Annotated in this window: 21 protein-coding genes; 8 read left to right on the top strand and 13 right to left on the bottom strand. The window is 74.0% G+C overall.

Annotated elements, in window-relative coordinates; all coding sequences use genetic code 11:
* Nucleotides 1–43 precede the first annotated feature (43 nt).
* Genes AIF0345_RS10020 through AIF0345_RS10030 form a run of 3 tightly spaced genes read left to right on the top strand, consistent with a single transcriptional unit; the run spans nucleotide 44 to nucleotide 2347 of the window.
* On the top strand, nucleotides 44–784 hold the full coding sequence (locus tag AIF0345_RS10020; protein WP_043558406.1) for an IclR family transcriptional regulator: 741 nt from the start codon (nucleotides 44–46) through the stop codon (nucleotides 782–784).
* A 50-nt stretch (nucleotides 785–834) separates the two neighbouring features.
* Nucleotides 835–1974, top strand: a complete 1140-nt coding sequence (locus AIF0345_RS10025; protein ID WP_285296077.1) for a glycosyltransferase family 4 protein — start codon at nucleotides 835–837, stop codon at nucleotides 1972–1974.
* 34 nt (nucleotides 1975–2008) lie between these two features.
* The gene (locus AIF0345_RS10030; protein ID WP_268918511.1) at nucleotides 2009–2347 is read left to right on the top strand and encodes a hypothetical protein; all 339 of its coding nucleotides are present in this window, start codon (nucleotides 2009–2011) and stop codon (nucleotides 2345–2347) included.
* On the opposite strand, the gene nrdR is transcribed toward AIF0345_RS10030, so the two are convergent.
* Both nrdR and AIF0345_RS10040 read right to left on the bottom strand, forming a co-directional pair.
* Nucleotides 2317–2772: a transcriptional regulator NrdR gene (gene nrdR, locus AIF0345_RS10035; RefSeq protein WP_043558414.1), complete on the bottom strand. Its 456-nt coding sequence runs from the start codon at nucleotides 2770–2772 to the stop codon at nucleotides 2317–2319. The two genes, AIF0345_RS10030 and nrdR, sit on opposite strands and share 31 nt — an antisense overlap.
* Nucleotides 2773–2859: 87 nt before the next feature.
* Nucleotides 2860–3432, bottom strand: coding sequence for a LysM peptidoglycan-binding domain-containing protein (locus AIF0345_RS10040; protein WP_285296078.1), 573 nt, complete (start codon nucleotides 3430–3432; stop codon nucleotides 2860–2862).
* A 363-nt stretch (nucleotides 3433–3795) separates the two neighbouring features.
* On the opposite strand from AIF0345_RS10040, the gene lexA reads away from it, so the two are divergent.
* Together lexA and AIF0345_RS10050 are read left to right on the top strand one after the other, a co-directional pair.
* Nucleotides 3796–4548 carry a transcriptional repressor LexA gene (gene lexA, locus AIF0345_RS10045; protein ID WP_043558417.1) on the top strand — a complete coding sequence of 251 codons (753 nt, stop codon included), beginning with the start codon at nucleotides 3796–3798 and terminating at the stop codon, nucleotides 4546–4548.
* A 193-nt stretch (nucleotides 4549–4741) separates the two neighbouring features.
* The gene (locus tag AIF0345_RS10050; RefSeq protein ID WP_285296079.1) at nucleotides 4742–7198 is read left to right on the top strand and encodes a RecQ family ATP-dependent DNA helicase; all 2457 of its coding nucleotides are present in this window, start codon (nucleotides 4742–4744) and stop codon (nucleotides 7196–7198) included.
* A 603-nt stretch (nucleotides 7199–7801) separates the two neighbouring features.
* On the opposite strand, the gene AIF0345_RS10055 is transcribed toward AIF0345_RS10050, so the two are convergent.
* The 7 genes from AIF0345_RS10055 to AIF0345_RS10085 form a co-directional block, all read right to left on the bottom strand.
* On the bottom strand, nucleotides 7802–9313 hold the full coding sequence (locus AIF0345_RS10055) for a Tat pathway signal sequence (RefSeq protein WP_285296080.1): 1512 nt from the start codon (nucleotides 9311–9313) through the stop codon (nucleotides 7802–7804).
* A gap of 52 nt (nucleotides 9314–9365) precedes the next feature.
* Entirely contained in the window at nucleotides 9366–11318 is a 1953-nt protein-coding gene (locus tag AIF0345_RS10060; RefSeq protein WP_285296081.1) for a DUF2334 domain-containing protein, read from the bottom strand.
* A gap of 386 nt (nucleotides 11319–11704) precedes the next feature.
* Nucleotides 11705–13069, bottom strand: a complete 1365-nt coding sequence (hisD, locus tag AIF0345_RS10065) for a histidinol dehydrogenase (protein ID WP_043558424.1) — start codon at nucleotides 13067–13069, stop codon at nucleotides 11705–11707.
* A 72-nt stretch (nucleotides 13070–13141) separates the two neighbouring features.
* On the bottom strand, nucleotides 13142–14317 hold the full coding sequence (gene wecB, locus AIF0345_RS10070) for a non-hydrolyzing UDP-N-acetylglucosamine 2-epimerase (RefSeq protein WP_285296082.1): 1176 nt from the start codon (nucleotides 14315–14317) through the stop codon (nucleotides 13142–13144).
* Nucleotides 14304–15077, bottom strand: a complete 774-nt coding sequence (locus AIF0345_RS10075; protein ID WP_229118270.1) for a hypothetical protein — start codon at nucleotides 15075–15077, stop codon at nucleotides 14304–14306. Before AIF0345_RS10075 ends, wecB begins: the two co-directional genes overlap by 14 nt.
* Nucleotides 15074–16498 carry a glycosyltransferase family 2 protein gene (locus AIF0345_RS10080; RefSeq protein WP_285296083.1) on the bottom strand — a complete coding sequence of 475 codons (1425 nt, stop codon included), beginning with the start codon at nucleotides 16496–16498 and terminating at the stop codon, nucleotides 15074–15076. The genes AIF0345_RS10075 and AIF0345_RS10080 overlap by 4 nt, the downstream gene beginning before the upstream one ends.
* 3 nt (nucleotides 16499–16501) lie before the next feature.
* On the bottom strand, nucleotides 16502–16789 hold the full coding sequence (locus tag AIF0345_RS10085; protein ID WP_268917350.1) for a hypothetical protein: 288 nt from the start codon (nucleotides 16787–16789) through the stop codon (nucleotides 16502–16504).
* 183 nt (nucleotides 16790–16972) lie between these two features.
* Between AIF0345_RS10085 and AIF0345_RS10090 the strand changes: the two genes are divergently transcribed.
* From AIF0345_RS10090 to AIF0345_RS10100, 3 genes are read left to right on the top strand one after another with little or no spacing between them, the layout of a single operon-like run.
* Entirely contained in the window at nucleotides 16973–17632 is a 660-nt protein-coding gene (locus AIF0345_RS10090) for an ADP-ribosylglycohydrolase family protein (protein WP_285296084.1), read from the top strand.
* The gene (locus tag AIF0345_RS10095) at nucleotides 17608–17769 is read left to right on the top strand and encodes an ADP-ribosylglycohydrolase family protein (protein WP_267489899.1); all 162 of its coding nucleotides are present in this window, start codon (nucleotides 17608–17610) and stop codon (nucleotides 17767–17769) included. Before AIF0345_RS10090 ends, AIF0345_RS10095 begins: the two co-directional genes overlap by 25 nt.
* Complete coding sequence (locus tag AIF0345_RS10100) at nucleotides 17766–17978, top strand: hypothetical protein (RefSeq protein ID WP_285296085.1); 213 nt, start codon at nucleotides 17766–17768, stop codon at nucleotides 17976–17978. Before AIF0345_RS10095 ends, AIF0345_RS10100 begins: the two co-directional genes overlap by 4 nt.
* Before the next feature lie 46 nt (nucleotides 17979–18024).
* Here AIF0345_RS10100 and AIF0345_RS10105 read toward each other — a convergent pair whose 3' ends face one another.
* The 4 genes from AIF0345_RS10105 to AIF0345_RS10120 all read right to left on the bottom strand — a co-directional run bounded on the left by AIF0345_RS10105 (nucleotide 18025) and on the right by AIF0345_RS10120 (nucleotide 24005).
* On the bottom strand, nucleotides 18025–19491 hold the full coding sequence (locus tag AIF0345_RS10105) for a sugar transferase (RefSeq protein ID WP_285296086.1): 1467 nt from the start codon (nucleotides 19489–19491) through the stop codon (nucleotides 18025–18027).
* Nucleotides 19492–19622: 131 nt separating this feature from the next.
* Nucleotides 19623–21053 (bottom strand): polysaccharide biosynthesis tyrosine autokinase, encoded by a 1431-nt coding sequence (locus AIF0345_RS10110; protein ID WP_043558434.1) that lies wholly within the window; start codon nucleotides 21051–21053, stop codon nucleotides 19623–19625.
* 155 nt (nucleotides 21054–21208) lie between these two features.
* Nucleotides 21209–21526 carry a hypothetical protein gene (locus tag AIF0345_RS10115; protein ID WP_268917395.1) on the bottom strand — a complete coding sequence of 106 codons (318 nt, stop codon included), beginning with the start codon at nucleotides 21524–21526 and terminating at the stop codon, nucleotides 21209–21211.
* A 160-nt stretch (nucleotides 21527–21686) separates the two neighbouring features.
* Nucleotides 21687–24005, bottom strand: a complete 2319-nt coding sequence (locus tag AIF0345_RS10120) for a NosD domain-containing protein (protein ID WP_285296087.1) — start codon at nucleotides 24003–24005, stop codon at nucleotides 21687–21689.
* Nucleotides 24006–24166: the final 161 nt, after the last annotated feature.

The raw sequence follows: 24166 nt of genomic DNA on the forward strand, positions 1-24166 counted from the left end.
AGCATACTTGAAGTCTCATCCCTCGGAATGGCAATATCAGATTATGGACGCGTTAAGCGACAGTGAGAGCAGCAGCGGCGTTGGAGTCATAGACAAGGCCGCTCTCGTCATGAGTGCGCTGGAGGCGGGGCCCGCCACCCTGGCGCAGCTCGTCACCTCCACCCACCTGGCGCGGCCCACCGCCCACCGCATCGCCGTGGCGCTGGAGTACCACCGCCTCGTCTCCCGCGACTCCCAGGGCCGCTTCATCCTCGGTCCGCGTCTGAGCGAGCTCGCCTCGGCCGCCGGGGAGGACCATCTCCTGGCGGCGGCGGGCCCCGTGCTGGCGGCGCTGCGCGACAAGACCCACGAGTCCTCCCAGCTCTACCGCCGCCAGGGCGACGTGCGCATCTGCGTGGCCAACGCCGAGCGCCCCATCGGCCTGCGCGACTCCATCCCCGTGGGCGCCACCATGTCCATGCAGGGGGGATCGGCCGCCCAGGTGCTCCTGGCCTGGGAGGAGCCCGACCGCCTGCACCGGGGCCTGATGGGCGCCCGCTTCAACGCCACCATGCTCTCGGCCGTCCGGCGGCGGGGCTGGGCCCAGTCCGTGGGCGAGCGGGAGCCCGGCGTCGCCAGCGTGTCGGCCCCCGTGCGCGGCTCCAGCGGAAAGGTGATCGCCGCCGTGTCGATCTCCGGGCCGATCGAGCGGATGGGCCGTCAGCCCGGCCGCGTCCACGGCGGGGTCGTCATGGCCGCCGCGCGCCGCCTGTCCGAGGTGCTGCGCAACAACGACGAGGGCTGACCCGCCGGCGCCGTGCGCCCGGGCGCGGGAACGCGCAATAGACTCCCGGCATGCGCCGCACCCTGCTCGTCACCAACGACTTCCCCCCCGTCGTGGGAGGTATTCAGTCCTACCTCGACGACTACACCCGGCGCCTGCCCGCCCGGGACCTCGTGGTCCTGGCCTCGACGCCGCCCGAGGGCCCGCAGGCGGCGGACGGGTTCGACTCCGCCCGCGACTTCGAGGTCGTGCGGGCCCCCGCCCGCGTGCTGCTGCCCACGCCGGGGGCGCGCGCACGGATGCAGCACCTGATCCGCGCCCGCGGCATCGAGACCGTCTGGTTCGGTGCCGCCGCGCCGCTGGGCCTGCTCGGCCCGGCGGCCAGGAGGGCCGGAGCCACGCGCATTATCGCGACCACCCACGGCCACGAGGTCGGGTGGGGCATGCTCCCGGGGGGCCGGCAGGCGCTGCGCAGGATCTTCCGCGGCGCCGACGTCGTCACCTGCATCTCGGACTACACGCTGAGCGGGCTCCGCCCCCACATGCCGGCCGGTCAGCGGGTGCTCCGGCTCCCCAGCGGCATCGACGTCGAGCGCTTCCGCCCCGACGCCGCCGCCCGCGCCGCCCTGCGCGCCCGCTACGGCCTGGGCGGGGCCCCGACCGTCGTGTGCGTCTCGCGGCTCGTGGCCCGCAAGGGCCAGGACTCGCTCATCGAGGCCTGGCCCCGCGTGGTCGAGCGGATCCCCGGGGCCCGGCTGGTCATTGTCGGCTGGGGCTCCTACGCCAGGCGGCTGGCCGAGCTGCGCCGCGCCTCGCCGGTGCGCGAGTCGATCGTCCTGACCGGCGAGGTGCCCGCCGCCGAGCTGCCCGGTCACGTCGCGATGGGCGACGTCTTCGCCATGCCGTGCCGCACGCGCGGCGGCGGTCTCGACGTCGAGGGGCTGGGTATCGTCTTCCTCGAGGCCTCCGCGACGGGGCTGCCCGTTATCGCCGGCACCAGCGGCGGCGCGCCCGAGACGGTGGTCGAGGGGGCGACCGGCGACGTCGTCGACGGCCGCGACCGGGACGCCCTGGTCGCCGCCCTGGTCGCCCAGCTGGCGGACCCGGCGCTGCGGGCCCGGATGGGGGCGGCGGGGCGGGCGCTCATGGAGGAGAGGTGGACCTGGCCCTCCCTGGTGGCCGGGCTGATCGACGCGATCGACGCGCGGTAGGGGCGGGACGATGCCGTCGATCCGGGAAGCAGGAATGGCCCGGCGGGAGCCGGCCGACCCCGGCCTGCCAGCCGGCGCCGCCACGAGCCCCGTCGTGCGGCTCGAGCTCGCCCTGCCGTCCCCCCTGCGCCCGGACGCGGCCCTGGCGCGGCGGGTGGCGCTGGAGGTCGAGGACGGCGACGACGACAGCGACGGCGCCATCGCCCGCTACCTCCGGCTGGGACTCCGGACGCACCACCGGCATCGTTATCATCTGCTTGCCCACGCCGACGCGGGACCTCCGGACCGACAGGGGCCGTCCGGCGCCGAAGAGCCCGGCACGGACCCGGCGCCAGCCGGGGTTCAGTCGTCGTGGCGGGAGGCGCGCAGCTGAGCGATGGCGGCCTCGAAGTCCTCCACGGAGTCGAAGGAGGAGTACACCGAGGCGAAGCGCAGGTAGGCGACCTCGTCGAGCTCGCGGAGCGGCCCCAGGATCGCCAGGCCGACCTCGTGGGAGTCCACGATCGCCTGGCCGGTGCCCCGGATCGTCTCCTCGACCTTGTAGGCCAGCAGCGCCAGGTCGTCGTCGGACACGGGCCGCCCCTGGCAGGCGCGGCGCACCCCCCCGATCACCTTGGCGCGCGAGAAGGGCTCGACGGCGCCCGAGCGCTTGCGCACCGACAGGCTGGCGGTCTCCACCGTGGTGAAGCGGCGCCCGCACCGGGTGCACTCGCGCCGACGGCGGATCGACATCCCGTCCTCAGCGGTGCGGGAGTCCACCACGCGCGAGCCGTCGTGTCGGCAGAAGGGACAGTGCACGCCGACCTCCTCCGGCTGGTCACCACTGGCGTGCAAACGAGACTAAACGCACAGGCCGGGCCGCCGCAACCGGCATCGGCGTCGAGCTCACCCGGCTGGGACCACGAGAACCTGACCGGGCTCGAGCACGGAGGACTCCAGGGCATTGAGATCGACGATCCGGGCCACGGTCCCCCCGATGTCGCCCGTGCCCGTGGCCGCCGCGATATCCCACAGGGACTGCCCGGCCCGCACGGTCGCCGTCGTCGTCCGGCCGGGGGCGCCCGCGAGCCCGGCGTCCGCGAGTCCGGAGACCACGATCCCCAGGGAGACGAGAAGAGCGAGCACGAGCGCCACGGCGCTCGCCACTGCCAGGCGGCGCAGCCCGACCGGCAGCGAGCCCGCCGGCCCGCCGGCGCGCCGGGGCGGGGCCTCGGCACGCTCGACCTCCCGCCGCCGCGCCTCGAGCTCGCGTCGGCGAGAGGCGCGCACGGCCGGGTGCCTCGGCGCCAGGTCCGCCGGGCGCGCTCCTGCGGCGCCCGCCGGCCGTCCGGCCCGCTCGCGCCGGGTGCGCCCGGCCCGCGGGACGGCGGGGCGACGGGTCAGCTCCGCGGGGGGCTCGATGGCCGCCTCCGCCCGGGAGCCGTCGGACGCAGGGCCATCGGCACCGCCGCCAACCACCAGGCGAAGGTGAGGACGGGAGCCGGCAGCCGCCTTCCCGCGCATCGCCCGCCGCGTGGGGAGGGCCGAGACGCCACTCGGGCCGAGGGAAGGGAGAAGCGTACGGGCACTCACAAGGACCTCCTGGAACACACGTTCGACGAACATCTGTTCGATACGATAGCGGGAAACGGGAGCCGTGTCCAGGACATTTCGAACACATGTTTGAACTTACGGTGATTCCACCGTAAACTGGATGCGTCAAGACCACCACAGGCCACCGACACGAATTCGACCCCCTCACCGACCGCGCTGTCCGCACCGGCCCCGTCCCGGCCGCCGCGGACAGCGCCCGGGACGGGGCCGAGGAAGGACCGCCCGGCCATGAAAGCCCCCAGCCCCACAGCCACGGCCGCTCCGGCCCCCGTGGACGCGGCCCTCGCAGCCCTCGACACACGCGCCCGCGCCGTCTACGAGGCCGTCCGGGAGGCCGTCAGCGCGCACGGCTACCCGCCCTCCATGCGGGAGATCGGCGCCACGGTCGGTCTGACCAGCCCGTCGTCGGTCAAGCACCAGCTCGACAAGCTCGAGCGCCTCGGCCTGGTGCGGCGCGACCCGAACCGACCGCGCGCCCTCGAGATCATCATGCCCGACCATCGCGACGACGAGCCGAGGACCCCCGCCCCCGCACAGCGCGCAGAACCCGGCGAGCCGCCCCCGCCGCCGCCTCTTCCGGGCGTGGCCGAGGACGAGGCCGTCGCCGTGCCCCTCGTCGGCCGGATCGCGGCGGGCCGCCCCATCCTCGCCGAGCAGAGCATCGAGGACGTCGTGGCGCTGCCCCGGCGCCTGACCGGCGACGGCGAGCTCTTCATGCTCGAGGTCCACGGCGACTCCATGATCGAGGCCGCCATATGCGACGGCGACTGGGTCGTGGTGCGAGCCCAGGCGGACGCCTCGAACGGGGACATCGTCGCAGCCATGCTCGACGACGTCGACGGCGCCACCGCCACGGTCAAGGTCCTCTCCCGCAAGGACGGCCACCAGTGGCTGCTGCCCCGCAACCCCGACTACACGCCGATCCCGGGAGACCAGGCTGCGATCATGGGCAAGGTCGTGACGGTGCTGCGCTCCCTCTAGACGGGCGGCTCCGGGACCTGCGGCCCCTTTCTCGTCGAGATCGGTTCAAGGGAGCCCGGCGGGGCCCGCCGCCGGGCCTCCACCAGCCCTCGGGTCTCTCCGAGGCCCCGGGAGGCCGACACCGACCGGAAAAAGGCGGCTCCCCACCGCGCCGCACCGCCCAGCCCCGGAGTCACTCATCTAGCGTGGCCGCATGAGCCAGTCCTCCGCTCCCGACACCGACGACCCGGCCGCCCGCTCCCCCGACACCGACGACCCGGCCGCCCGCTCCCCCGACACCGACGACCCGGCCGCCCGCTCCCCCGACACCGACGACCCGGCCGCCCGCTCCCCCGACACCGACGACCCGGCCGCCCGCTCCCCCGGCGCCGCCGAATCCGCCGTCCGCGAGCGCGCCGAGGCGGTCCTGCGCGAGCTCGTCGGGCGCGAGGACGCCCGCCTGCGGGAGGACCAGTGGCGCGCCATCCGCGCCCTGGTGGTCGACCGCCGTCGGGCCCTGGTGGTCCAGCGCACCGGCTGGGGCAAGTCGGCCGTCTACTTCGTGGCCACGGTCCTGCTGCGCACCGGCTGGGGCGCCCCGCGGCCCACCTCCCCCGGGCCCGGCTCGCCCGCCCCGGCGGGCGGCGAGGGCGCGGCGTCCGGCGCGACGGTCATCATCTCCCCGCTGCTGGCCCTCATGCGTGACCAGGTCGCGGCCGCCCGCCGCGCCGGCATCAGCGCCGTCACCATGAACTCCGCCAACGTCGCGCAGTGGCCGGACATCGAGGCCCGGGTGCGCTCCGGCGCCGTCGACGTCCTGCTGGTGTCCCCCGAGCGCCTCAACAACCCGGTCTTCCGCGACGAGGTCCTCCCCCACCTGGCCGCCGACGCCGGCCTGGTCGTCATCGACGAGGCGCACTGCATCTCGGACTGGGGCCACGACTTCCGCCCCGACTACCGGCGCATCCGCACCCTGCTGGCGGACCTGCCGGCGCGCACGCCGGTCCTGGCCACCACGGCGACCGCCAACGCCCGCGTCACCGCCGACGTCGCCGAGCAGCTCGCCGGCGGGGAGCCGGGGTCGCGGGCCGAGCAGGTCCTCGTCCTGAGGGGGACCCTGGAGCGGGCCTCCCTCCACCTGGGCGTGCGCCACCTGCCCGACGCGGCCTCGCGCCTGGCCTGGCTGACCGCCTACCTGCGCGGCGCCCCCGGCTCGGGGATCGTCTACTGCCTGACGGTCTCGGCGGCCGGCGAGGTCGCCGAGCGTCTGCGCGAGGCGGGCCTGGAGGCCGCCACCTACACCGGCCAGACCGACGCGGCCGAGCGCGAGCGGCTCGAGGAGGATCTCAAGGCGAACCGGGTCAAGGCGCTCGTGGCCACCTCCGCCCTGGGCATGGGCTTCGACAAGCCCGACCTGGCCTTCGTCATCCACATGGGGGCGCCGAGCTCGCCGGTGTCCTACTACCAGCAGGTCGGGCGCGCCGGCCGGGGGGTCGATCGCGCCGAGGTGGTGCTCCTGCCGGGCGCCGAGGACCGCTCCATCTGGGACTGGTTCGGCTCCCAGGGGTTCCCGCCCGAGCCCGCCGTCCGCGAGGTCCTGGCCGCCCTGGACGAGGCGGCCGGAGCGGGCGAGGGGCCGCTGAGCACGAACGTGCTGGAGACCGCCACGAGCCTGCGCCGCACCCGCCTGGAGTCCATGCTCAAGGTCCTGGACGTCGACGGCGCGGCGCGGCGCGTGCGCGGCGGCTGGCAGTCCACCGGACGTCCCTGGACCTACGACGCCGAGCGGTACGCGCGCGTGGAGGCCGCCCGCGTCCGCGAGCGGGAGGCGATGCTGCGCTATGAGGCGCTGGAGGCGCCCGAGTGCCGCATGGCCTTCCTGCGCGCCGCCCTGGACGACCCGGTCATGCCCGCGCACTGGCGCTGCGGGGCCTGCGACCTGTGCGGCGGGCTGGCCCTGGCCCAGGACGCGCAGGCCCGGGAGGTGGAGGCGGCCCGGGCCTCGCTGGCCCGGGTGGGGGCCGCCCTGACGCCGCGCAGGCAGTGGCCCACCGGCATGGACCGGCTGGGGCTGCCCGGCCTGCGCGGCCGGATCAAGAAGCCCGAGCGCGCCGGGGCGGGCATGGCCGTCGGGAGGCTGGACGGCCTGGGGGTGGCCGGGGCGCTGCGCGAGCTGATCGAGCCGGGCTCCGACGCCGAGGTCCCCCGCGCGCTGCGGGCCCCGGTGCTCCAGGTCGCCGACCGCCTGGCGGCCCTCATCGGGGCCCCTCCGACAGGCGCCGGGGACGAGACCGGCCCAGCCGCCGCGCCGCCGCAGGGGGAGGACGCGCCACTGGGCGTCGTCATCGTCGACTCGCGGCGCCGGCCCCGGCTCGTGCGCCAGCTGGGCCGGGCGCTGGCCCGCCACCTGGGCGCCAGGCCCCTGGGAGTCGTCGGGGTGCGCGGCGAGCCGGGCCGCCACGACGTCGGCGGCGCCTACCGGCTCGCCGAGGTGGCGCGCTCCTTGACCCTGGAGGAGTGGTCCGACGACGCCCGGACCCGGCTTACCGGGGCGCGGGTGATCCTGGTCGACGACTGGACCGGCTCGGGCTGGACGCTCACGGTCGCGGCCCGCCTGCTGCTGTGCGCGGGCGCCGCCTCGGTCCACCCCTTCGTGCTGGCTCAGCGCTGAGACCCTGTCCGACCCCGCCGGACCCGTGCGATGGCCGGTTCCGGGAGGGTGCAGACGGGCAGCGCAGCCTGCGTCCCGCGCGTCAACCGAGCCATCCCAACGTCAACGCACCTTCCCGGCGCACCGCGGGCCTGGGCGGGCGCGGCCGCGCCGTCGTCCGAGCCCCGTCATGGCCGGGACGGTCGGCTGGTCCGGCTCCGGCCCGCACCCCTCGGGCAGCACCCGGCCGCACCAACCGTCCACCGCAGGAGCCGGCACCACAGCAGGGGACCCACCCGGCACCCGCCTGCGCCCGAGAGCGGAGAAAAGGTGGTTCCCACGCACTTTTAAGGCGATCGACACCGATGCGCTCAACAAGAATCGTTGCAATTTCGCGGTTCTACGACACAGGCGGAGCAAGGCCCAGCGTTAAAAGTGCGTAGGAGCCACCTTTCCCTACCGCAACCGGCCCCCACAAGGTCCCGAGGAACCGGGCGAGACCGCTCCCGACGAGCACCTCAGACCGATCTCGGCAAAATCTCGGCAAAGGAGACGACCGGGAGCGGCCGAGGGAGGAGCCGGGCGCTCCGGGCGCCGACCCGCCCAACGCCCCGGACCGGTCGCCTAGTGGTCCGACGAGCCCGTGGCGGCCTCGGCGAGCACCTCGCCGACGGGGCCTCCCGGCGCCCCGGGCTGCTCGTCCCGGAGGTAGTACCACCAGAAGGGGGCGCCCCAGGACCTCTCGCGGCCCAGCGCCGCGCTGGTCAGGTGGCGGGCGGTGGCGGTGCGGGCGGCGGCCGCGTCCTGCCGGGAGCCGAACCACCAGGGGCCGGGATCGAGGTCGTCCCCGCCGTAGCCGAGCTCGGTCAGGGCCAGGCGCTGGTCCGGGAAAGCCTCCGCCAGAGCGGTCAGGACCCGGTCGGCGCCCGTGCCCAGCGGGTGCAGCTGGGGGTAGACGGACAGGCCCAGCACGTCGGTGAGCCCGAGCAGCTCAGGGGTGAGCTCGCTGCCCGCCCAGGTGAGGACCGAGGTCTCCCCCGACTCCTGGCCGAGCTGGTAGTAGAGGGTGACCACGGTGGTGGCGGCGGCCGTGGCCGGGTCGGCGCGCACGGCCCGCGCCGCCCGCAGGGTCCTGTCGACGGCGCCGTCCCCCAGCCAGGAGCCGCCGAGCTCGTTGCCGACCTCCCAGGCGTCGGCCCCGGGCAGGCCGGCCACCAGAGCCCCCACCCGCTGGTCCCAGGCCTCGTCGCTGAAGTCCGCCATCACCTGGGAGTCGCAGACCTGCACCAGGGCGAGCGCCCCGGCGTCGTGCAGGGCGGTGACGGTCCGCCGCCAGGCGTCCAGCTCGTCGGAGTCAGAGGCGTCGTCGACGACGATCCTGGCCGCCGTGCGCCGCCGCCCCTCGCCGATGCCGGCGGCCCGGGAGACCTGGGAGGCGTCGGGCGGCTGGGTGAAGGTGACGCCGATGAGCGCGTCGGCCGGCGCGAGCGCCCGGCCGGCCTCGTCGAGGGCCAGCTGGGCGCCGGCCGCCGCCTCCAGGGCCTCAGCCCCGCGCGAGGCGCGCTCGGCAGGGTCGGAGGCCGACGAGCAGGCCTCCAGGGCGGCGGCGGCGCCCTCCCGCAGGGACTGCACCCCGGCGCGCGCCGCCGCACCAAGGGCGTCCAGGCGCGTCCCCTGGCGCTCGTACAGGGCGCGGGCGGCGAGCTCGGCCAGGGAGTAGCGGCCCGGGCCGGGGATGTCCGCCATGAGGGCGGAGTAGCCGTGGCTCGTGGGCCACGACAGCGTCAGGGTCGCGGGGCCGCCCCCCGGCAGGTCGACGGCAGCGCTGGCCTCGTCGTCCTCGTACAGGGGCGCGTGGGCCAGGACCTCCAGGGTGCCGGTGTCCAGGAGCTGGTCGTCCCAGCCGTCCTCCCCCGCCCCGTTGGACTGGATGCGGCGCAGGCCGTCGAGGTCGAGCAGGGAGCCGGCCGGATCGACGACGTCGAGGCGCGCGACGCCTGAGCCCGGCTCGTCCTCGTCGGGCGCGCACGCCGCCATGACGGCGGCAGCCGCGGTGGTGACGCCGGCCGTCCAGGCCAGGGCCCGGCGCCTGCTGATCCCGCCCGCGTGGTGCGCCGGGTGCACCGGGTGCGCCATAGCTCCTCCTGCCCGTGTCCGGGTGGGCGGTCCCACTCACCCGGATGCTCGCTCAACCCAGGTCGGTCGCCGGCACGAAGGTGTATCCGGCCCCCCTGATACCGGCGACAATATCCTTCAGCGCGTTGATGTCGTAGAAGGGGTGGAAGAAGAAGGAGGCGTTGGCGTGGGTGACTACCGTGTTCGCCTGCGCCGCCGCGATAATGTCCTGCGCCGTTCGGGCCGGGTGCTGGCTGTAGGCCTCGGGCTCGTAGTTGCCCAGGTTCTCCGGCAGGACGTTCATCCCGTAGGGGTCGGTGACCGTGTAGGGGAAGAGCTGCCCGACGTAGTCGTAGGGGCCGCCGCTGCGGCCGGTGAGCGTGCCCGCGTAGAACAGGGAGCGCTCGTAGCGGGTGGAGTAGACCTGCGAGATCCCCCGGTAGGCGGCGTCGGTGGCCGCGTAGTGGGGGGCCTCGAAGATGGCCGGGGTTGGCAGGCCCGCCTCGGCGAAGAGGTCGCGGCCGCGGGTGACGCGGTCGGCGGTCTGAGCGGCAGACATGTTCGCCAGCTCGCCGCCGATCTGCACGTAGGTCGTCTTCGTGCACGGCACCGCCTCGGCGCCCCGGTCGGGGGTGGCGGTGCACCAGGAGCGGATGAACTCGAAGTCGTCGGTGCTCACGGCCGAGTACGGGTTGGTCAGCTCGCCGTACTGGTGGGTGGTGCCGTGCTGCACGAGGGTCCCGCCGTTGTCGACCGCGTACTTGAGCACAGCGACGAGCTCGGGCCGGTCGGCCAGCGTGGTGGGGCCCTCGGGCGCGCCGTCGTTGTCCACGCCCAGGGGGTCGGTGTAGATGGGGACGACGGCCATCTGGAAGGGGACCTGCTCGCCCACGAGGTAGTCGACCTGGGCGCGCAGCTGGGCCGGGTCGGTCTCCGGGCTGACGTCCTCGATGCGGACGGCCGCGGTGCGGGTGGCGGCCGCCCCGGGCTGGAGGGTGTCGAGGACGATGTCGGCGGCCGCCAGGTAGCGGTCGGACTCGTTCATGTAGGTCATGGGGATCTCGCCGATGTAGGTCAGGTTGCCCGACTTCACCGCCCACGGGAAGGCCGACCCGGAGGACTGCGCCACGGAGGCGCAGGCGGCCTCCGCGCCGTCGGCCCCTGAGCACCGCGCCTGGCCGAGCACGCTGACGGCGGCGGCGTCGGTGATGTGGGGCGAGAGGATGCCGCTGGTGTTCAGGGCGTTGCGGCTCAGGTCCCGGCCGTTGTAGCTCACCTTCGTCACGGTGTCGGTGGCGTCGATGTAGGACGTGGCCGCGTCCCACCCGTACCGGGCCGCGAAGGCCGTCCTGCCCTCCTGGGTGGAGGTCAGCTGCCAGATGTTGAAGCCCATCCACAGCACGGGCACGTCCCCGGTCAGCACGTCGTCCCGGAAGGCCTGGGGCAGCTCGCCGTCGTAGGTGGAGCCCACGTACATCACCGCGGTGTACCGGCCCGCGAGACCGGCGACGTAGTCGGTCACCGGCAGGGTCGTCACGGCCCCGCTGTGGGATGCGAGCATGCCGGCCTCGATCGCGTAGTACTCCCCGAGCCGGCCCCACTGGCCGCCGGTGTCGAACAGGACCAGGGTGCTGGCCGGGCCGTTGGCCTGGCTGGAGAAGCTGCGGGCGCTGGCGGGCGTCTCCGGCGCCTGCGCGGCGAGGTCGCGGGGCTGCGCGGGCGCACCGGCCGCGTCGGCGGGGGCGGCGAGGTCGACCTGGGCGTCCGGGTCGAGTGCGAGCGGCAGGGTCTCCTGCCTGGCGGCCTCGGGGGCCGGTACTCCGGCGGCGGCCTGGTCGGCGACCTCGGCGGCGAGGTCCGCGGGGGCGCCCGCCGGCGCCGCCGCGGCCCCGGCGGGCGAGTCGGGCAAGTCGGCGGGTGCCGCGCTCGAGCCCGGCACCGCCAGGGCGAGGGCCGCGACGCACATCGCCAGCAGAGGGAGCCCGTATCGGGTCCGGCGTTGTCCGCCGGGGAAGGGACGGGACATGGTGCACCTCCGTCAGGGGCCGTTCTCGGTTGGAAGGAGCCTGCGTCTCGAAGGCGCTCCGAAGACGATCGCCCCGTCGGGGAGCGACGAGCGCCGGAAGCACCTGCTAAAGCGATCAGTGACGCAGTCAAAGTTACGATCCGGTAACGACACTAGCATTCATAGGGGCCTCTTGTATATGTCGTTGCTCACGCGGAGGCCCGCGGAACTCACGGGGAGGGCCGACGGGAGGGGCGTCGCGAGCCTGCCCGAGGCGGAGGGACGTGCTCCTGCGGTCCGGCGGGGGCCGGCCCCACTGCAGGGTCCGACGTGCAGGCGAACGGCGAGACCGGCCCCGGCGGGCCCGGGCGTCCCTGTGGAGCCGGGGACGACGAGCGCCGGGGAGGTCAGCCCCGGCGGGCCCGGACGGCCTCGGCGTGCGCCGGCAGGTCCTCGCAGTGCGCCAGCGCGCTCAGCGGGCCGCTCAGGGACTCCAGGGCGGCGGCGTCGTACTCGATGAGCTGGACGGGCCTGAGGTAGGCCATGACGCTCAGCCCGGAGCTGAAGCGGGCCGTGCCGCCGGTGGGCAGGACGTGGTTGGAGCCCGCCAGGTAGTCCCCCAGCGGCACGGGGCTGCAGGGGCCCACGAAGATCGCCCCGGCGTTGCGGATGCGGCGCGCGACCTCGGGGGCGCCGGCGGTGTGGATCTCCAGGTGCTCGGCGGCGTAGGCGTCGGCGACGGCGATGCCCTGCTCAAGGTCGCGCACCAGCACGGTTCCCGACTGCCTTCCGCGCAGGGCGGTGCCGGCCCGCTCGGCGTGCCTGGTGGCGGCCAGGCGGCGCGCCAGCGCCTGGTCGACGGCGTCGGCCAGGGCCGGGGAGTCGGTGATCAGGACGCTTGCGGCGCTCGGGTCGTGCTCGGCCTGGGAGAGCAGGTCGGCGGCCGCGTACTCCGGGTCGGCGGTCCCGTCGGCCAGGACGGCGATCTCGGTGGGCCCGGCCTCGGCGTCGATGCCCACCGCGCCGCGCACGGCGCGCTTGGCGGCCGCCACGTAGATGTTGCCGGGGCCGGTGACGACGTCGACGGGATCGCACAGCATCGCCCCCGGCTCGCCGGGACCGCCCGCGGCCGCGAGGTCGGCCCGGTCGACGTCGTCGTCGGCCCGGGCGCCGTAGGCGAGCATGGCGACGGCCTGGGCGCCGCCGGCGGCGTAGACCTCAGTGAGGCCCAGCAGGGCGCAGGCGGCCAGGATCGTGGGGTGGGGCAGGCCGTTGAAGGCGGCCTGCGGCGGCGAGGTGAGCGCGATCTGCTCGACGCCGGCGACTTGGGCGGCCACCGCGTTCATGACCACCGAGCTCGGGTAGACGGCGAGGCCTCCGGGGACGTAGAGCCCGACCCTGCCCACCGGGATCCACCGCTGGACGATCCGCCCCCCGGGAACGATCTGGGTGACGGCCTCGACGGGGAGCTGGGCGGCGTGACCGGCACGGTTGTGGGCGATGCACAGCTCGAGGCCCTCGCGCACCGCCGGGTCGAGGCCGGCCAGGGCGGTCCGGAGGGCCTGCGCGGGCACGCGCAGGTGCTCGGGGCGCACGGCGTCGAAGCGCTCGGAGGCGTCGCGCACGGCGGCGGCGCCGCGCGCGCGCACGTCCTGGATGACGGGCGCCACCCGGTCCAGGGCGGTGGCGACGTCCAGGCGGGCGCGGGGCAGCGCCTCGGCGAGGTCGCGGGCGGACAGGTCCTGGTCGCGCAGGTCGATTCGGGTCAGCACACGCACATGCTAGCCACCGGACGGTCCGGCGCGGGCGGCCCTCAGCGGGGCCCGGACCCCGAGGACGCCCGCTCAGGCCCCAGGTGCCGGATCGAAGTCGGGCAGGCGCTCGCCGAGGCCGAAGGTGGCGGCGAGCGCCGCCAGGACGCGGGCGGCGGCCCTCCCGTCGCCGTAGGGGTTGACGGCGCGGGCCATGGCCGCGTGGGCCTCCGGGTCGTCCAGCAGGCAGGAGACCTCCGCCACGATCCGCTCCTCGTCGGTGCCCACGAGCCGGGCCACCCCGAAGGCGATCGCCTCGGGACGCTCGGTGTTCTCGCGCATGACCAGGACGGGCTTGGACAGTGCCGGCGCCTCCTCCTGGACGCCGCCGGAGTCGGTGAGCACGACGTCGGCCCGGTTCATGAGGGTGCAGAACTGGCCGTACTCCAGGGGCTCGGTGACCACGACGTTGCCACGGCCGGCGATGCGCGGCAGGAGGGCCTGGCGCACGCGCGGATTGCGGTGGGCCGGCAGGACGAAGAGCGTGTCGGGGTGGGCCCGGGCCAGGCGCGCGACGGCCTGTCCGATGCGCTCCATGGGCTCGCCCCAGGACTCCCGCCGGTGCGCGGTGACCAGGACGACGCGGCGGGCCGAGTCGGACAGGGCGTCGGCCAGCGCCGGGTCGGCAGGCGGCACCGGCCGGGTGACGGCGTCCAGGAGGGCGTCGATGACGGTGTTGCCGGTGACCAGGACCGTGGTCGGGTCGAAGGTCTCCCGCAGGAGGTTGTCCCGGCTGCGCCCGGTCGGGCACAGGTGCAGGGAGGTGATCTGGCTGAGCAGGCGCCGGTTGGCCTCCTCGGGGTAGGGCGAGGCGATCGAGCCCGTGCGCAGGCCCGCCTCGACGTGCGCGACGGGCACCTCGTGGTAGAAGGCGGCCAGGCCCGCGGCGAAGGCGGAGGTGGTGTCGCCCTGGACGAGGACGACGTCGGGGGCCAGTGCCTCGATCTGCTCGCCCGCGCCGGTCAGCGTCCGGGTGGTGACCTGGGTCAGGGACTGGCCGGGGGCGTGGATGTCGAGGTCCACGTCGGGGGCGATGGAGAAGAAGCCGTTGACCTGGTCGAGCATCTCGCGGTGCTGGCCGGTCACGACGACGACGGGGCGGAACCGCCGGTCCTCCCCCATGGCCTTGACCAGCGGGGCCATCTTGATGGCCTCGGGGCGGGTGCCGTAGATGAGCATGGCGGTCAGGGGCGGCTCAGGCGCGGTCATGGGTTTCGTCCCTGTCTCCGGGTCTTGTGCGATTGCTTGGGCTACTCAGGCTACTCGGCGCGGCCCCGGTCGTCAGCGAGACCGGGCCGACGGTGATGACGGCGTCCTCGGTGTAGGCCGCTACGGCCCCTGACGGGTAGGGGCTCTCCTCGTCGGTGACGGTGGCGAGCTCGGCGCCGTCCACGCTCACCGTCATGGTGACGGCGTCGCCGGCCGTGGTCGTGGTCACGGTGACGTCGAAGGCGGTGCCGATCGGGTAGGTGGGCGCGTCCCCGGAGGCGAGGAAGCGCTGGGCCCCGGGGTAGGCGGGGTCCTCCTTGCTGACCTCCCAGCCGTTGGGCTTCAGGGCCAGGGCGTAGAAGTGCTGGTCGTCGGTGTAGCTCCACAGCAGCCAGGCGACCTCCCAGGGATTGGGGTCGCTCCCGGTGCGCAGCTGGGCGACGGTGCGCACGGTCGCCGTGATCGTCTGCGTCGCGCCCGCCTCGACCGCCATGCCGTCGACCGTCGCCAGGGCGGCGTGCGTCTCGTCGGAGCGGGTGGCGGCCTTCGGGCTCAGGCGGATGGTCTCCCGGGAGCAGGTGACCCTCCCGTACCCGTGGTGGACGGTCGTCCACCCGCAGCGGTTGGCCATGGTGTACACGGTGGTCACCACACCGCCCAGGACGAGCACCCCGACCAGGGCCACGACGACGTGCCGCCGGGCGAGCCGCAGGAACCACCTGGCCCCCTCCCCGATCCTCTCCGCCACACGGATGCTCATCCGGCCGTCCCCGCAGCGACCCTCCGCCACACCGGAGCCGGGGCGCCCGCGGCGTCGGGGCGGGGGCCGGTCCCCGTCGGCGGGCCCGGTGCGGCGCCGGGCCGCCGCGGCGCCCCCTGGACCGGCACCAGGGCGGCCTGCTCCTCCTCCGGGTCCGCCTCGCGGGCCGTCTTGGCCCAGCCGGTGCGGCCGGTGGCCTGACGGGCCAGGGCGCGCCAGCCGACGAGGCAGGGCATGAGCCCGTACAGGACGAACAGGTGGGAGTATGCCAGGGCGCGCAGCAGCCCCAGGCCCTCGCTGCGCTCGACGCGCCAGTAGAGCCACCCGAAGATCAGGCCCGGGCCGAAGGCCAGCAGGTAGGCGCCGGCGGCCCACCGCCACGACCGGGGCATGCCCTGAACCGCGGCGGCGGCCGTCAGGATGAGGGCGGACAGGAACGAGGCGACCAGGAATGACCCCGCCAGGAGCAGCGAGGGGGTGAGGATCTGCCACAGGGAGTCCGCCCTGGACAGGCCCCGCTGCTCGCGGGCGACCCTCCCCAGGAGGCGGGCCGACTGGAGGTTGCCCTGGAACCAGCGGGTGCGCTGGCGCAGCAGGCGGCGGCCGCTGGTGACGCCCTGCTGGTGGACGGCCGCCCGGCCCCAGTACTCATTCGTCCAGCCGGCACCGTTGAGGCGCACGCCCAGGTCGAAGTCCTCCGTCAGCGAGCGCGTCCACGGCCTGCGCCCCAGGGAGTTGAGCGCGGACAGGCGGGCGAACTGGGCGTTCCCGCCCATGCCGACGCTGCCCAGGCGGCGGCGCCCCTCCTGGAAGACGGAGGTGAAGACCACGAACTCCATGTCCTGCATGCGGGCCAGCAGCGAGCTGAACCGGTTGTTGATCCGCACCCCCATCTGCACGGCGCCGACCTCCGCCGAGGCGAAGGCCCGGCGCGCCTCGGCGATCGCGTGGGGGTCCAGGCGGCCGTCGGCGTCGACCACGCCGACGATCACCGAGCTCGGGTCGCAGCCGGAGAAGCGCTCGCGGACGACGGCGAGGGCGCTGTTGAGGGCCTCGCCCTTGCCCCTGCGGGCGTTGGGCAGGACGCGCCGCAGGACCTCGGCGCGCGGGTCGCCGAGGGCCTGGACGACGTCCCCGGTCCCGTCGTCGCTGCCGTCGTCGATGACCATGACGTGCAGACCGGGGTCGCGGATGTCGAGCAGGCGCCGGACGGAGGCCGCGATGACCTCGGCCTCGTTGAGGCAGGGCATGAGGACCACGACGCGCATGCCGGGGTCAAGGGCCGGCGGCCGTCCGTCCGCCGAGCGGCGGGGCGGGCGCCCGGAGACGACGAGAAGGGCCAGGGCGTAGCCGAGGGCCACGATGACCATTCCCAGCGCACCGCCCCAGACGATGCGGTCGATCAGAAGGAGGATGCTCATGCTTCACCCCGTCGTCAGGTCATGGAGGCCGGTTCTGGGGCGGCGGCTGGAGGAGCCGGCGCCGCGGTAGGAGCGGGGCCGCGCGTGGCGCGGCCGGTAGGCGCCGCCGGCGGAGCGCGCGCTGTGGGCGGCGCCGTAGACGTTGAGCCCGATGAAGAGCAGGACGACGGCGAGGAACACCGCCCCGGCGACGTCCACGAGCAGCCGGGGTACCAGGTCGAGACGCTGCTGAGCGAAGAAGGCGGAGGCGACGAGGACGTGCTCCGCGTCTGTGAGATCAAGAATGTGCATGATCGTTGCCGATCGACACTTGGTGAGGTGGCGGAGCGCCGCGCCCCTGGGGGACGGCGCGTCTCTTGCACGGGGCGCCGGGCCGCTCTCAGGACAGCCGGACACCACGTGCACCCAGGCTAATCGGAAGCATGCATGAATGTAACAAAATGATCACGTTCGATTCATGGAGTATCTCACAGGTTGCGCACAGCCGCCCGGGGGGCGCTCGCGGTCCGTCCCGGTACCGGCGCGTGCGGCCGTCCCCGACGGCCCCGCCCCGACCGGTGCGGGCCGGCCGGCGCCCAAGGCGGGCACGCCCCCGCCGAGCGCCCCCGTGCGCCGTCGGCCGCCGCGCCCGACACCTACACTCCGCCCGCGGGTACCGATGAAGCCTCCCCCCTGTCCGCCTCCCAGCTCGACCGCGCCGAGGGAGTCCTGCCGGCCCAGGCCTGCGGCGACGCCCTCGGGGCGCCGTGGGAGCTCGACCGCCGCCCCGCCGATCCCGGCTGCGGGGCCGAGCCGGGAGAGGGCTTCATGCAGGGCGGGGGCCTGGGCCCCTACGCGCCGGGCGAGTGGAGCGACGACACCCAGGTGGCGGTGGTGATCGCCCGCGTCGCGGCCACCGGCGCCGACCTGATGAGCCGGGTCGCCCTGGACGCCATTGCGAACGGCTTCATCGACTGGCTCGCCTCAGCGGCCTCCGACGTCGGCGCGCAGACCCACGCGGTCCTGACGTCCGTCGCCCGCCACCGCGGTGAGCCGGGCGTCTCGGAGAGGATGCGCCGCGCTGGACTACCACAGGGCCTCCGGCGGGCGCAGCACCGGGAACGGCGCTCATGCGCAACGGCGTCGTCGGCCTGACCCGTTTGCATGACCCGCGCGCCACGGCGGCAGCGGCTCGGGCCGCGGCGTCGCTGACGCACGCCGATCCCCTGGCCGCCGGCTCCTGCGTCATCCAGGCCGAGATGATCCGCGCCCACGTCGTCTCGCCGGCGTGAGGGGCCTGCCGTTCAGCGGGGCCGACACGGTGGCCGCGATCGCCGGCGCGGTGACGGGCGGCTACCTGGGCGCCGCCGTCCCGGACGGGTGGGAGGCGAAGGTCCACGGGCTGCCGGCCGGTCCCGGCTCCGCACCGCCGCGCGCCGCCGACCTGCGGGACCTGGCGCGCCGGACGGCGCTGGCGGGAATCGGACGGCCGGCGGCCTGACCAGCGTCGCGCCGTCCGGGCGGACGACGGCGGACGCTCCAGCCGCTCAGGCGGACCCCTCCTGGGTGAGGACGACCTTGACGGTCCTGAGCAGGATCTTCAAGTCCATCAGGAGGGTCCAGTTCTCCACGTAGAACAGGTCGAGGCGCAGGGCCTCCTCCCAGCTCAGGGCGGACCTTCCGCTGACCTGCCACAGTCCCGTCATCCCCGGCTTGACCAGCAGCCGGCGTGCGGCGGTCTCGTCGTAGAGCTCGACCTCCTTGGGGACCTGGGGCCTGGGCCCCACCAGGCTCATCGATCCCTCGAGAACGTTGAACAGCTGGGGGAACTCGTCCAGGGACGTGCGCCGGAGCACCCGTCCGATCCTGGTGATGCGGGGGTCGCCCGCCACCTTGAACAAGGGCTTGTCGCCCGTCCCCTGCTCGGTCAGCAGGGTGCCCAGCTCGGTGTCGGCGTTGACGCGCATGGTGCGGAACTTCCAGATCCTGAACGTCTGCCCGTCCCTGCCGACCCTGGTCTGGCGGAAGAAGGCCGGTCCGCGGTCGTCGTGCCGGATGAGCGCGGGCACCACGACCCACATGGGGGCCAGGGCAATGATCAGGATGACCGACGCCACGATGTCGATCGCCCTCTTGACCGCGAGCCTGGTTCTGGCGAATGAGCCGAAGCTGATCTCGTGCAGACGGATGCCGCCGGCCGAGTGCGGGCCGGAGACCTCGAGGGCGGCGCGCACCAGCATGAGCCGGCTCGTCGTCCCCAGCGCCCGTCCGATCCTGCGTACCGCCAGCGGGGTCAGGCCGGAGGTCGGGGCGATCAGCAGGGTGATCCCGTCGGCCCCGTCAACGGCCCGGCCGATGTCCTCGACGCCCCCGACGACCGGCACGGGCAGGTGCGCGACGTCTGCGGCGTCGCAGTCCGCCGGGCCGTCGTCGGACAGGAAGGCGCCGCAGGGCCTCAGGCCGAGCTCGGGCCGCCGACTGATCGTGGCGATCACCGCCGAGGTCGACTCGTGGGAGCCGACGACGAACGCCGGGCGGGTGAAGGCCCCCCGTCTCCTGGCCTGCACGAAGAACTGACGGGCCGCCCAGCGCCAGATAAGGAGCAGGGCGATGCCGCCGGGCAGGGCCACCAGGAAGTAGACGCGGGGCAGCTGGGCCCCGCTGAGGGCGGACAGGAGGGCCAGGCCCCCGAACTCGGCCGCCGAGGCCTGAAGCACGCGGTGGTACTCGTCGAGCCCGTGACCGAGAATGCGCTCCTGGTAGGCGTTCATGACCGTCAGGAGGAACCACCAGCTGGCGGCCACGCAGACGTCCAGGAGGATGTCGTTGGGCATGAGCCGACCGGCGTGCGCGGCGAAGGCCCGTTCGTCGGCAAGGCCCACGAACCGGCCGAAGAGGACGGCGCAGAAGATGGCGGCGAGATCGCCGGCGCGTAGTGAGTGCTGGAATCCCGCCGTCACGCGGGGACCAGGGACCTTCGATGTGGTGTAGGGGGCGATCTGTGTGCGGGACATGGTCTCTGGTCTCTCCAGGGTCGTAAGGGCATCGAGGCGGCGCGGACAACTGCAACCTCAGGGGGAAACTGCTGTGATATGGGGACGAGTAGCGGACGTACGACGCAGTTGTGCTTGCTGGAGCCGTGCACTCACCTGGCCCTGGCAGGCAGGTTGGGCCCCGGAGCCGGGGCGCCGCCCAGCCCCTCCACCGTGCGCCGTCCCGCCCCGTGGGCCTGCTCACGGGGCGCGAACGCCGGCGCCTCGCCGGCGCCGGTGAACCGGCGCGGCTTGGGCTGCGGTGTCTGGTTGAGAACGACGCCGAAGACAGAGCCGCCGCCCTGTCGGATCACCTCGACCGTCTGCTCGAGCTGGTCGTTCGTCGTCCGTCCCGAGCGCGCCACCAGCAGGACGCCGTCCGTGTGGGCGCCGAGCGCGGCGGCGTCGGTGACCGGCAGCGCGGCCGGCGCGTCGATCACCACGACATGCTTCGACGACAGGTAGGTCACCAGATCCGACATGCGCTCGGAGCCGAGGAGCTCGGACGGGTTCGGCGGAGGGTCGCCGGCCGGAATGACCCGCAGGCCGGGCACCGCGCTCTGGACCAGCACCGCGTCCAGGGACGTGGAGCCGACCAGCAGCTGGGTCAGCCCGGGACGGCGCCGCCCGCCCCCGTCATGGGGCCGGTGACGGCGCAGGTCGCCGTCGATGAGCACGACCGACTGGCCGGCCAGCGCCATGACGCGGGCCAGGTTGCTGGCGACGGTGGACTTCCCGTCGCCCTGCATGCCCGAGGTCACCACGAAGGACTGCACGCCCTTGTCGACATTGGCGTAGCGCATGTTGGTGCGCAGCTTGCGGAAGGCCTCCTCGGCGCCGGCGCCGGCGCCTGTTCCCACCCGCCCGTGCGCAATGGCGTCCGACACGGGGATGACGCCGAGGACGGGGCCGTCCACGACGGCGGCCAGGTCCGCGGCGGAGCGGACGCGCCTGTCCCACACCTCGCGCGCGAAGGCCAGGGCGTATCCGAGCAGGACGCCGCCCACCAGGCCGACGCCGAGATACTTGAACCCGGACGGCGAGCGGGTCGTGGGCGCCAGGGCGGACGGGGACATGAGCACGACCTCGATCGGCGAGTCCTCGCCCTCCAGCTGCTTGACCTGCTCGGCGGACTGGCGCACGACCTCGTCGGCGATGCGGCGGGCCCGGTCCTCCGACGACGCGGTCGCGGTGACGGTGATCGTCAGGGTGTTGTTCTTGTTGGTCGCCGACAGCGAGCGCGACAGCTGGGCCGGCGTCATGTCGAGCCCCAGGGAGTCGATGACGCCCTGCGCGACGGCCTCGGAGGTGAACACGGGCACGAAGGCCTTGACCTTCTGGTTGGCGAGCTGGGAGGCCGCGTACTGCTGCGCCGCCTCCCCGTCCGGCGACACGTTGACGCGGATGTAGGCCTCCGCGGAGGCCTGATACGACACCGGCGTCAGCAGGATCACCGTGAGGGCCACGAAGAGCCCCGCGAGGAGACCGACGGCGATGGCGACGACCTGCCGGCGAGTGAGCTTGAGAAGATCCTCGAATGTCATACCGCCGTCACCAATCGAGATTCACAACTGAGCATGCCGTGTATCTCCTACAGGGAAAGATGGATAGAGAAAGCACGAGGACGTTACCACAGTACGCGGATGAGCACCAGGGCCTGCGCCAGTTCGTTTCACAGTCGTTAGGACGCCGCGGCATATCAGTGCCCCGTGCCACTTCCGAGGCCCCAGCGCAGCCAGCACGCCCTGCGGGCGGGCGCCGCCCAGGCGCCGTCGGAGGTGCCGACCTCGCCCGTGGCTGCACTGACGACGAGCGCGGGAAGGGACGGCTCGTCGCGCAGTCGGCAGTCGTGGCCGAGCATGTGGAGCAGCGGTCCCATGTGCCGGGGCAGGACCAGGCCGCCGATCGCCTCGCTGAGCTCGCCGTAGGTGATGACCTCGCGGTGGGCCGCCACGTCGAGCAGGACCGCCCGGGCCCGGCCGGCGGCCTCCGCCAGAGCGGGGGTGAGGGTGAGCATGCGCTCGCCCACCGGGTAGCGCTCGCCGACGTCCAGAGCCAGGGCCCCCGGCTCCTCGGCGAGCTCACGGCCCTCCGAGGACGCCGGCTGCGGACCGCCGTCTGAGATCATGACCACCGTCCTCGCCCCCTTCCGCCTGCGCCGCAGCACAGCCCGTTGTTCAGAACAGCCGTGCCCGGAAGAGGTAGAGGACGGCGCCCAGGACCGTGGCGGTCGCCCCCAGGCCGGCGATGGTGCGGCCGACGAACTTCTGCAGCGTCGTGGACTGAGCACCGGTGGCGGGGTGATCGACGGCGTCGATCTGGCCGCCCGGTGCCGCCACGCCGACGCCCTCGGCCCCGGAGGCGGCGAGCACGCCCGGCGTCGTCGGATCATCAGCGGCGGCCTGGGCCGCCTGGGTCTGGGCCGTCGCGTCCTCGCCGCCCTCCCCCTGGGGCTGGGCCGAGGGGGAGGCGGTCTGCTCCGCCGCGGGCGCGGCGGCGGGAGCCTTGGGAGTCTGTGCACCGCCCTGCCAGGCGGCGTTGACCAGGGCCCCGCGGTCGACAGCGCCGCCCGCGCTCACCCCCAGGGCGTCGGCGATGTCCTGCGGCAGCGGCGTGCCGGTGCCCGCGGCGGGACCGCCCGGCTTGGCGTGCAGGTCGGAGGTCTTCCACGCGGTGGGGTCGGCCGACTCGCTGACCAGGACGGGGTTGGCGTCCCGGCCGCCCTGCAGGTCCAGCCCGTTGGCCTCCTTGCCCGCCGTCGTCACGTTCGGGCTGCTGGAGAAGTCGGACAGGGAGGCGGCGTTGACGGCCTGGGAGCCGCGGTCCTCCCCGTACTGCCACAGGACGGTGGTCGAGGGCTGGCTCGTGGGCTGCCGGTAGTAGACGTTGTAGTCGATGCCGGAGACCATGTCGTTGGCGTACAAGGCGCTCGAGCCGTCGGCGTCCTTGGCGCCGGTGACCTGCACCATGGCGGAGTACCGCCAGGTGTCCGCGTTCGCGGGGACCATCTGCTCGGAGGACAGGATGTTGTTGTAGATGCTCGTGTCCGTGGCGTCCCATGTCAGGCCGTGCTCCTTGGACCAGCTCTCGTTGGAGGTGCAGGTGCCGTCGCTGCCGCGCGCGTTGCAGCCGTCGGAGCGCTCGTCCTCGTAGACCGAGACGCTCGTCAGCGCGTGCGTCACCGTGTTGTTCCACACCTTGGTGCTCTCCGAGCCCGCGACCTGGATGCCGATGCCGGCGCCCTCGATGAGGTTGGAGGCGACCGTGTTGCCCTTGGAGACCTCCACGGAGACCCCCGTGGGCACGTTGACGAAGTACGAGGCCAGGACGGAGGAGTCCAGGACGCCCTCGTCGAACCAGACGCCGGACTGCCGGTTGGTCTCCCACGAGGACAGCTCGGAGTGGTCGGTGCCCGACTGCGAGTAGTCCACGGTGTTGTAGGCGTAGCGCACCTTCTCGGAGTGCGTGACCTTCGTGTCCGCGATGGTGCAGTAGCCCCCGCAGGCGGTCGTGATGAAGCCGGCGCTGTTGTTCCCCGACCACAGGTTGTTCTCGATGGTGACGTTGGAGGAGCGGTTGACGCCCATCCCGACGCCGGCGTTGTCGGTAATGCTGTTGCTGGTCACGGTCGCGTTCTGCGCGTTGGCGACGCCCAGCGCCGTGCCTCCCCCGGAGTACCTGAAGGCGCTGCCGGTGATGGTCAGACCGGTGCCGGAGGCGAAGACCATGACGCCCCCCGTGCTGGTGCCGATCTCAGGGTCCATGTAGTCCCACTCCTGGACCGGGGAGTACTTCTCCACGGTCAGGCCGCTGAGGGTGATGTTGTCGGCTGACAGGGTCAGGGCCCGCGAGTGCTGGGCGACCTCGACCGTGTGCTGGTTGGGGTCCACGCCGATGACGTAGGAGGTCCCCCGGTGCGGCTTGGTGTTGTAGCCCGCCCGGCTGTTGGACGGGTTCTTGGCGGTGATCGGGTCGTCGTCCTGGACGTAGAAGGTGGACTCCGTGACCTCCCCGCGCGTGGCGACCTGGGTCAGCGGCTTGCCGTCGACGAAGACCTGCTCGGGGTGGGCCGCCATGCCCTCGGCGGAGGGGTCGGCGTTGGTGGTGCACACCGTGCAGAAGCGCACCATGTCCGCCGCGGTGGACCAGGTGGAGCCGGAGGCCGACCAGGATGTGGGGACCTCGGCTCCCGACAGGACCGGGGCCGCGCCCTCGGCGGCGCGAATGGTCAGGCTCTTGTCGACCGAGATCTCGCCCTCCCGGTAGGTGCCGTCCCCGACCTCGATCGTGGCTCCGGACGGGGCGGCGGCAATCGCCTCGGTGATGGTGGTGTAGGGCTTGTCCGCCGAGCCGTCGCCGCCCTGACCGGCCGATGCCGAGACATGGACGACACCAGCAGCGGGAGCGGCTGCGGCGCTGGACGCCGTCAGTGGAAGTGTCAGTGGAAGCATGATGAGGGCGAGCACGGCAATGATGGTGGCTGCGCTGCGACGCACGCTGATTCTCCTCCTGCAGACTGCACGGAATCGCGTTTACCGTACCGTTATCCCTGCCCGAGCGCGAGCACATGTGCCTCACAGTGCGATAAGCGCGCCGCTGCGCGACGCGCTCCTCCTCACACGGGGCGGCCCGACGGCGGGCCTGGAAGAATGGGGGC

It is taken from the genome of Actinomyces israelii, assembly GCF_030253495.1.
Lineage (GTDB): Bacteria > Actinomycetota > Actinomycetes > Actinomycetales > Actinomycetaceae > Actinomyces > Actinomyces israelii.

What these genes read in the sequence shown, in the direction of transcription:
- AIF0345_RS10075 (WP_229118270.1), bottom strand. Translation starts at nt 15,077, where the DNA reads ATGAGCATCCGTGTGGCGGAGAGGATCGGGGAGGGGGCCAGGTGGTTC.
- AIF0345_RS10060 (WP_285296081.1), bottom strand. Translation starts at nt 11,318, where the DNA reads ATGTCCCGTCCCTTCCCCGGCGGACAACGCCGGACCCGATACGGGCTC.
- AIF0345_RS10110 (WP_043558434.1), bottom strand. Translation starts at nt 21,053, where the DNA reads ATGACATTCGAGGATCTTCTCAAGCTCACTCGCCGGCAGGTCGTCGCC.
- AIF0345_RS10020 (WP_043558406.1), top strand. Translation starts at nt 44, where the DNA reads ATGGACGCGTTAAGCGACAGTGAGAGCAGCAGCGGCGTTGGAGTCATA.
- AIF0345_RS10030 (WP_268918511.1), top strand. Translation starts at nt 2,009, where the DNA reads ATGGCCCGGCGGGAGCCGGCCGACCCCGGCCTGCCAGCCGGCGCCGCC.
- AIF0345_RS10025 (WP_285296077.1), top strand. Translation starts at nt 835, where the DNA reads ATGCGCCGCACCCTGCTCGTCACCAACGACTTCCCCCCCGTCGTGGGA.
- AIF0345_RS10080 (WP_285296083.1), bottom strand. Translation starts at nt 16,498, where the DNA reads ATGAGCATCCTCCTTCTGATCGACCGCATCGTCTGGGGCGGTGCGCTG.
- AIF0345_RS10085 (WP_268917350.1), bottom strand. Translation starts at nt 16,789, where the DNA reads ATGCACATTCTTGATCTCACAGACGCGGAGCACGTCCTCGTCGCCTCC.
- AIF0345_RS10050 (WP_285296079.1), top strand. Translation starts at nt 4,742, where the DNA reads ATGAGCCAGTCCTCCGCTCCCGACACCGACGACCCGGCCGCCCGCTCC.
- AIF0345_RS10055 (WP_285296080.1), bottom strand. Translation starts at nt 9,313, where the DNA reads ATGGCGCACCCGGTGCACCCGGCGCACCACGCGGGCGGGATCAGCAGG.
- wecB (WP_285296082.1), bottom strand. Translation starts at nt 14,317, where the DNA reads ATGACCGCGCCTGAGCCGCCCCTGACCGCCATGCTCATCTACGGCACC.
- AIF0345_RS10115 (WP_268917395.1), bottom strand. Translation starts at nt 21,526, where the DNA reads ATGCTCACCCTCACCCCCGCTCTGGCGGAGGCCGCCGGCCGGGCCCGG.
- lexA (WP_043558417.1), top strand. Translation starts at nt 3,796, where the DNA reads ATGAAAGCCCCCAGCCCCACAGCCACGGCCGCTCCGGCCCCCGTGGAC.
- AIF0345_RS10105 (WP_285296086.1), bottom strand. Translation starts at nt 19,491, where the DNA reads ATGTCCCGCACACAGATCGCCCCCTACACCACATCGAAGGTCCCTGGT.
- AIF0345_RS10095 (WP_267489899.1), top strand. Translation starts at nt 17,608, where the DNA reads ATGCGCAACGGCGTCGTCGGCCTGACCCGTTTGCATGACCCGCGCGCC.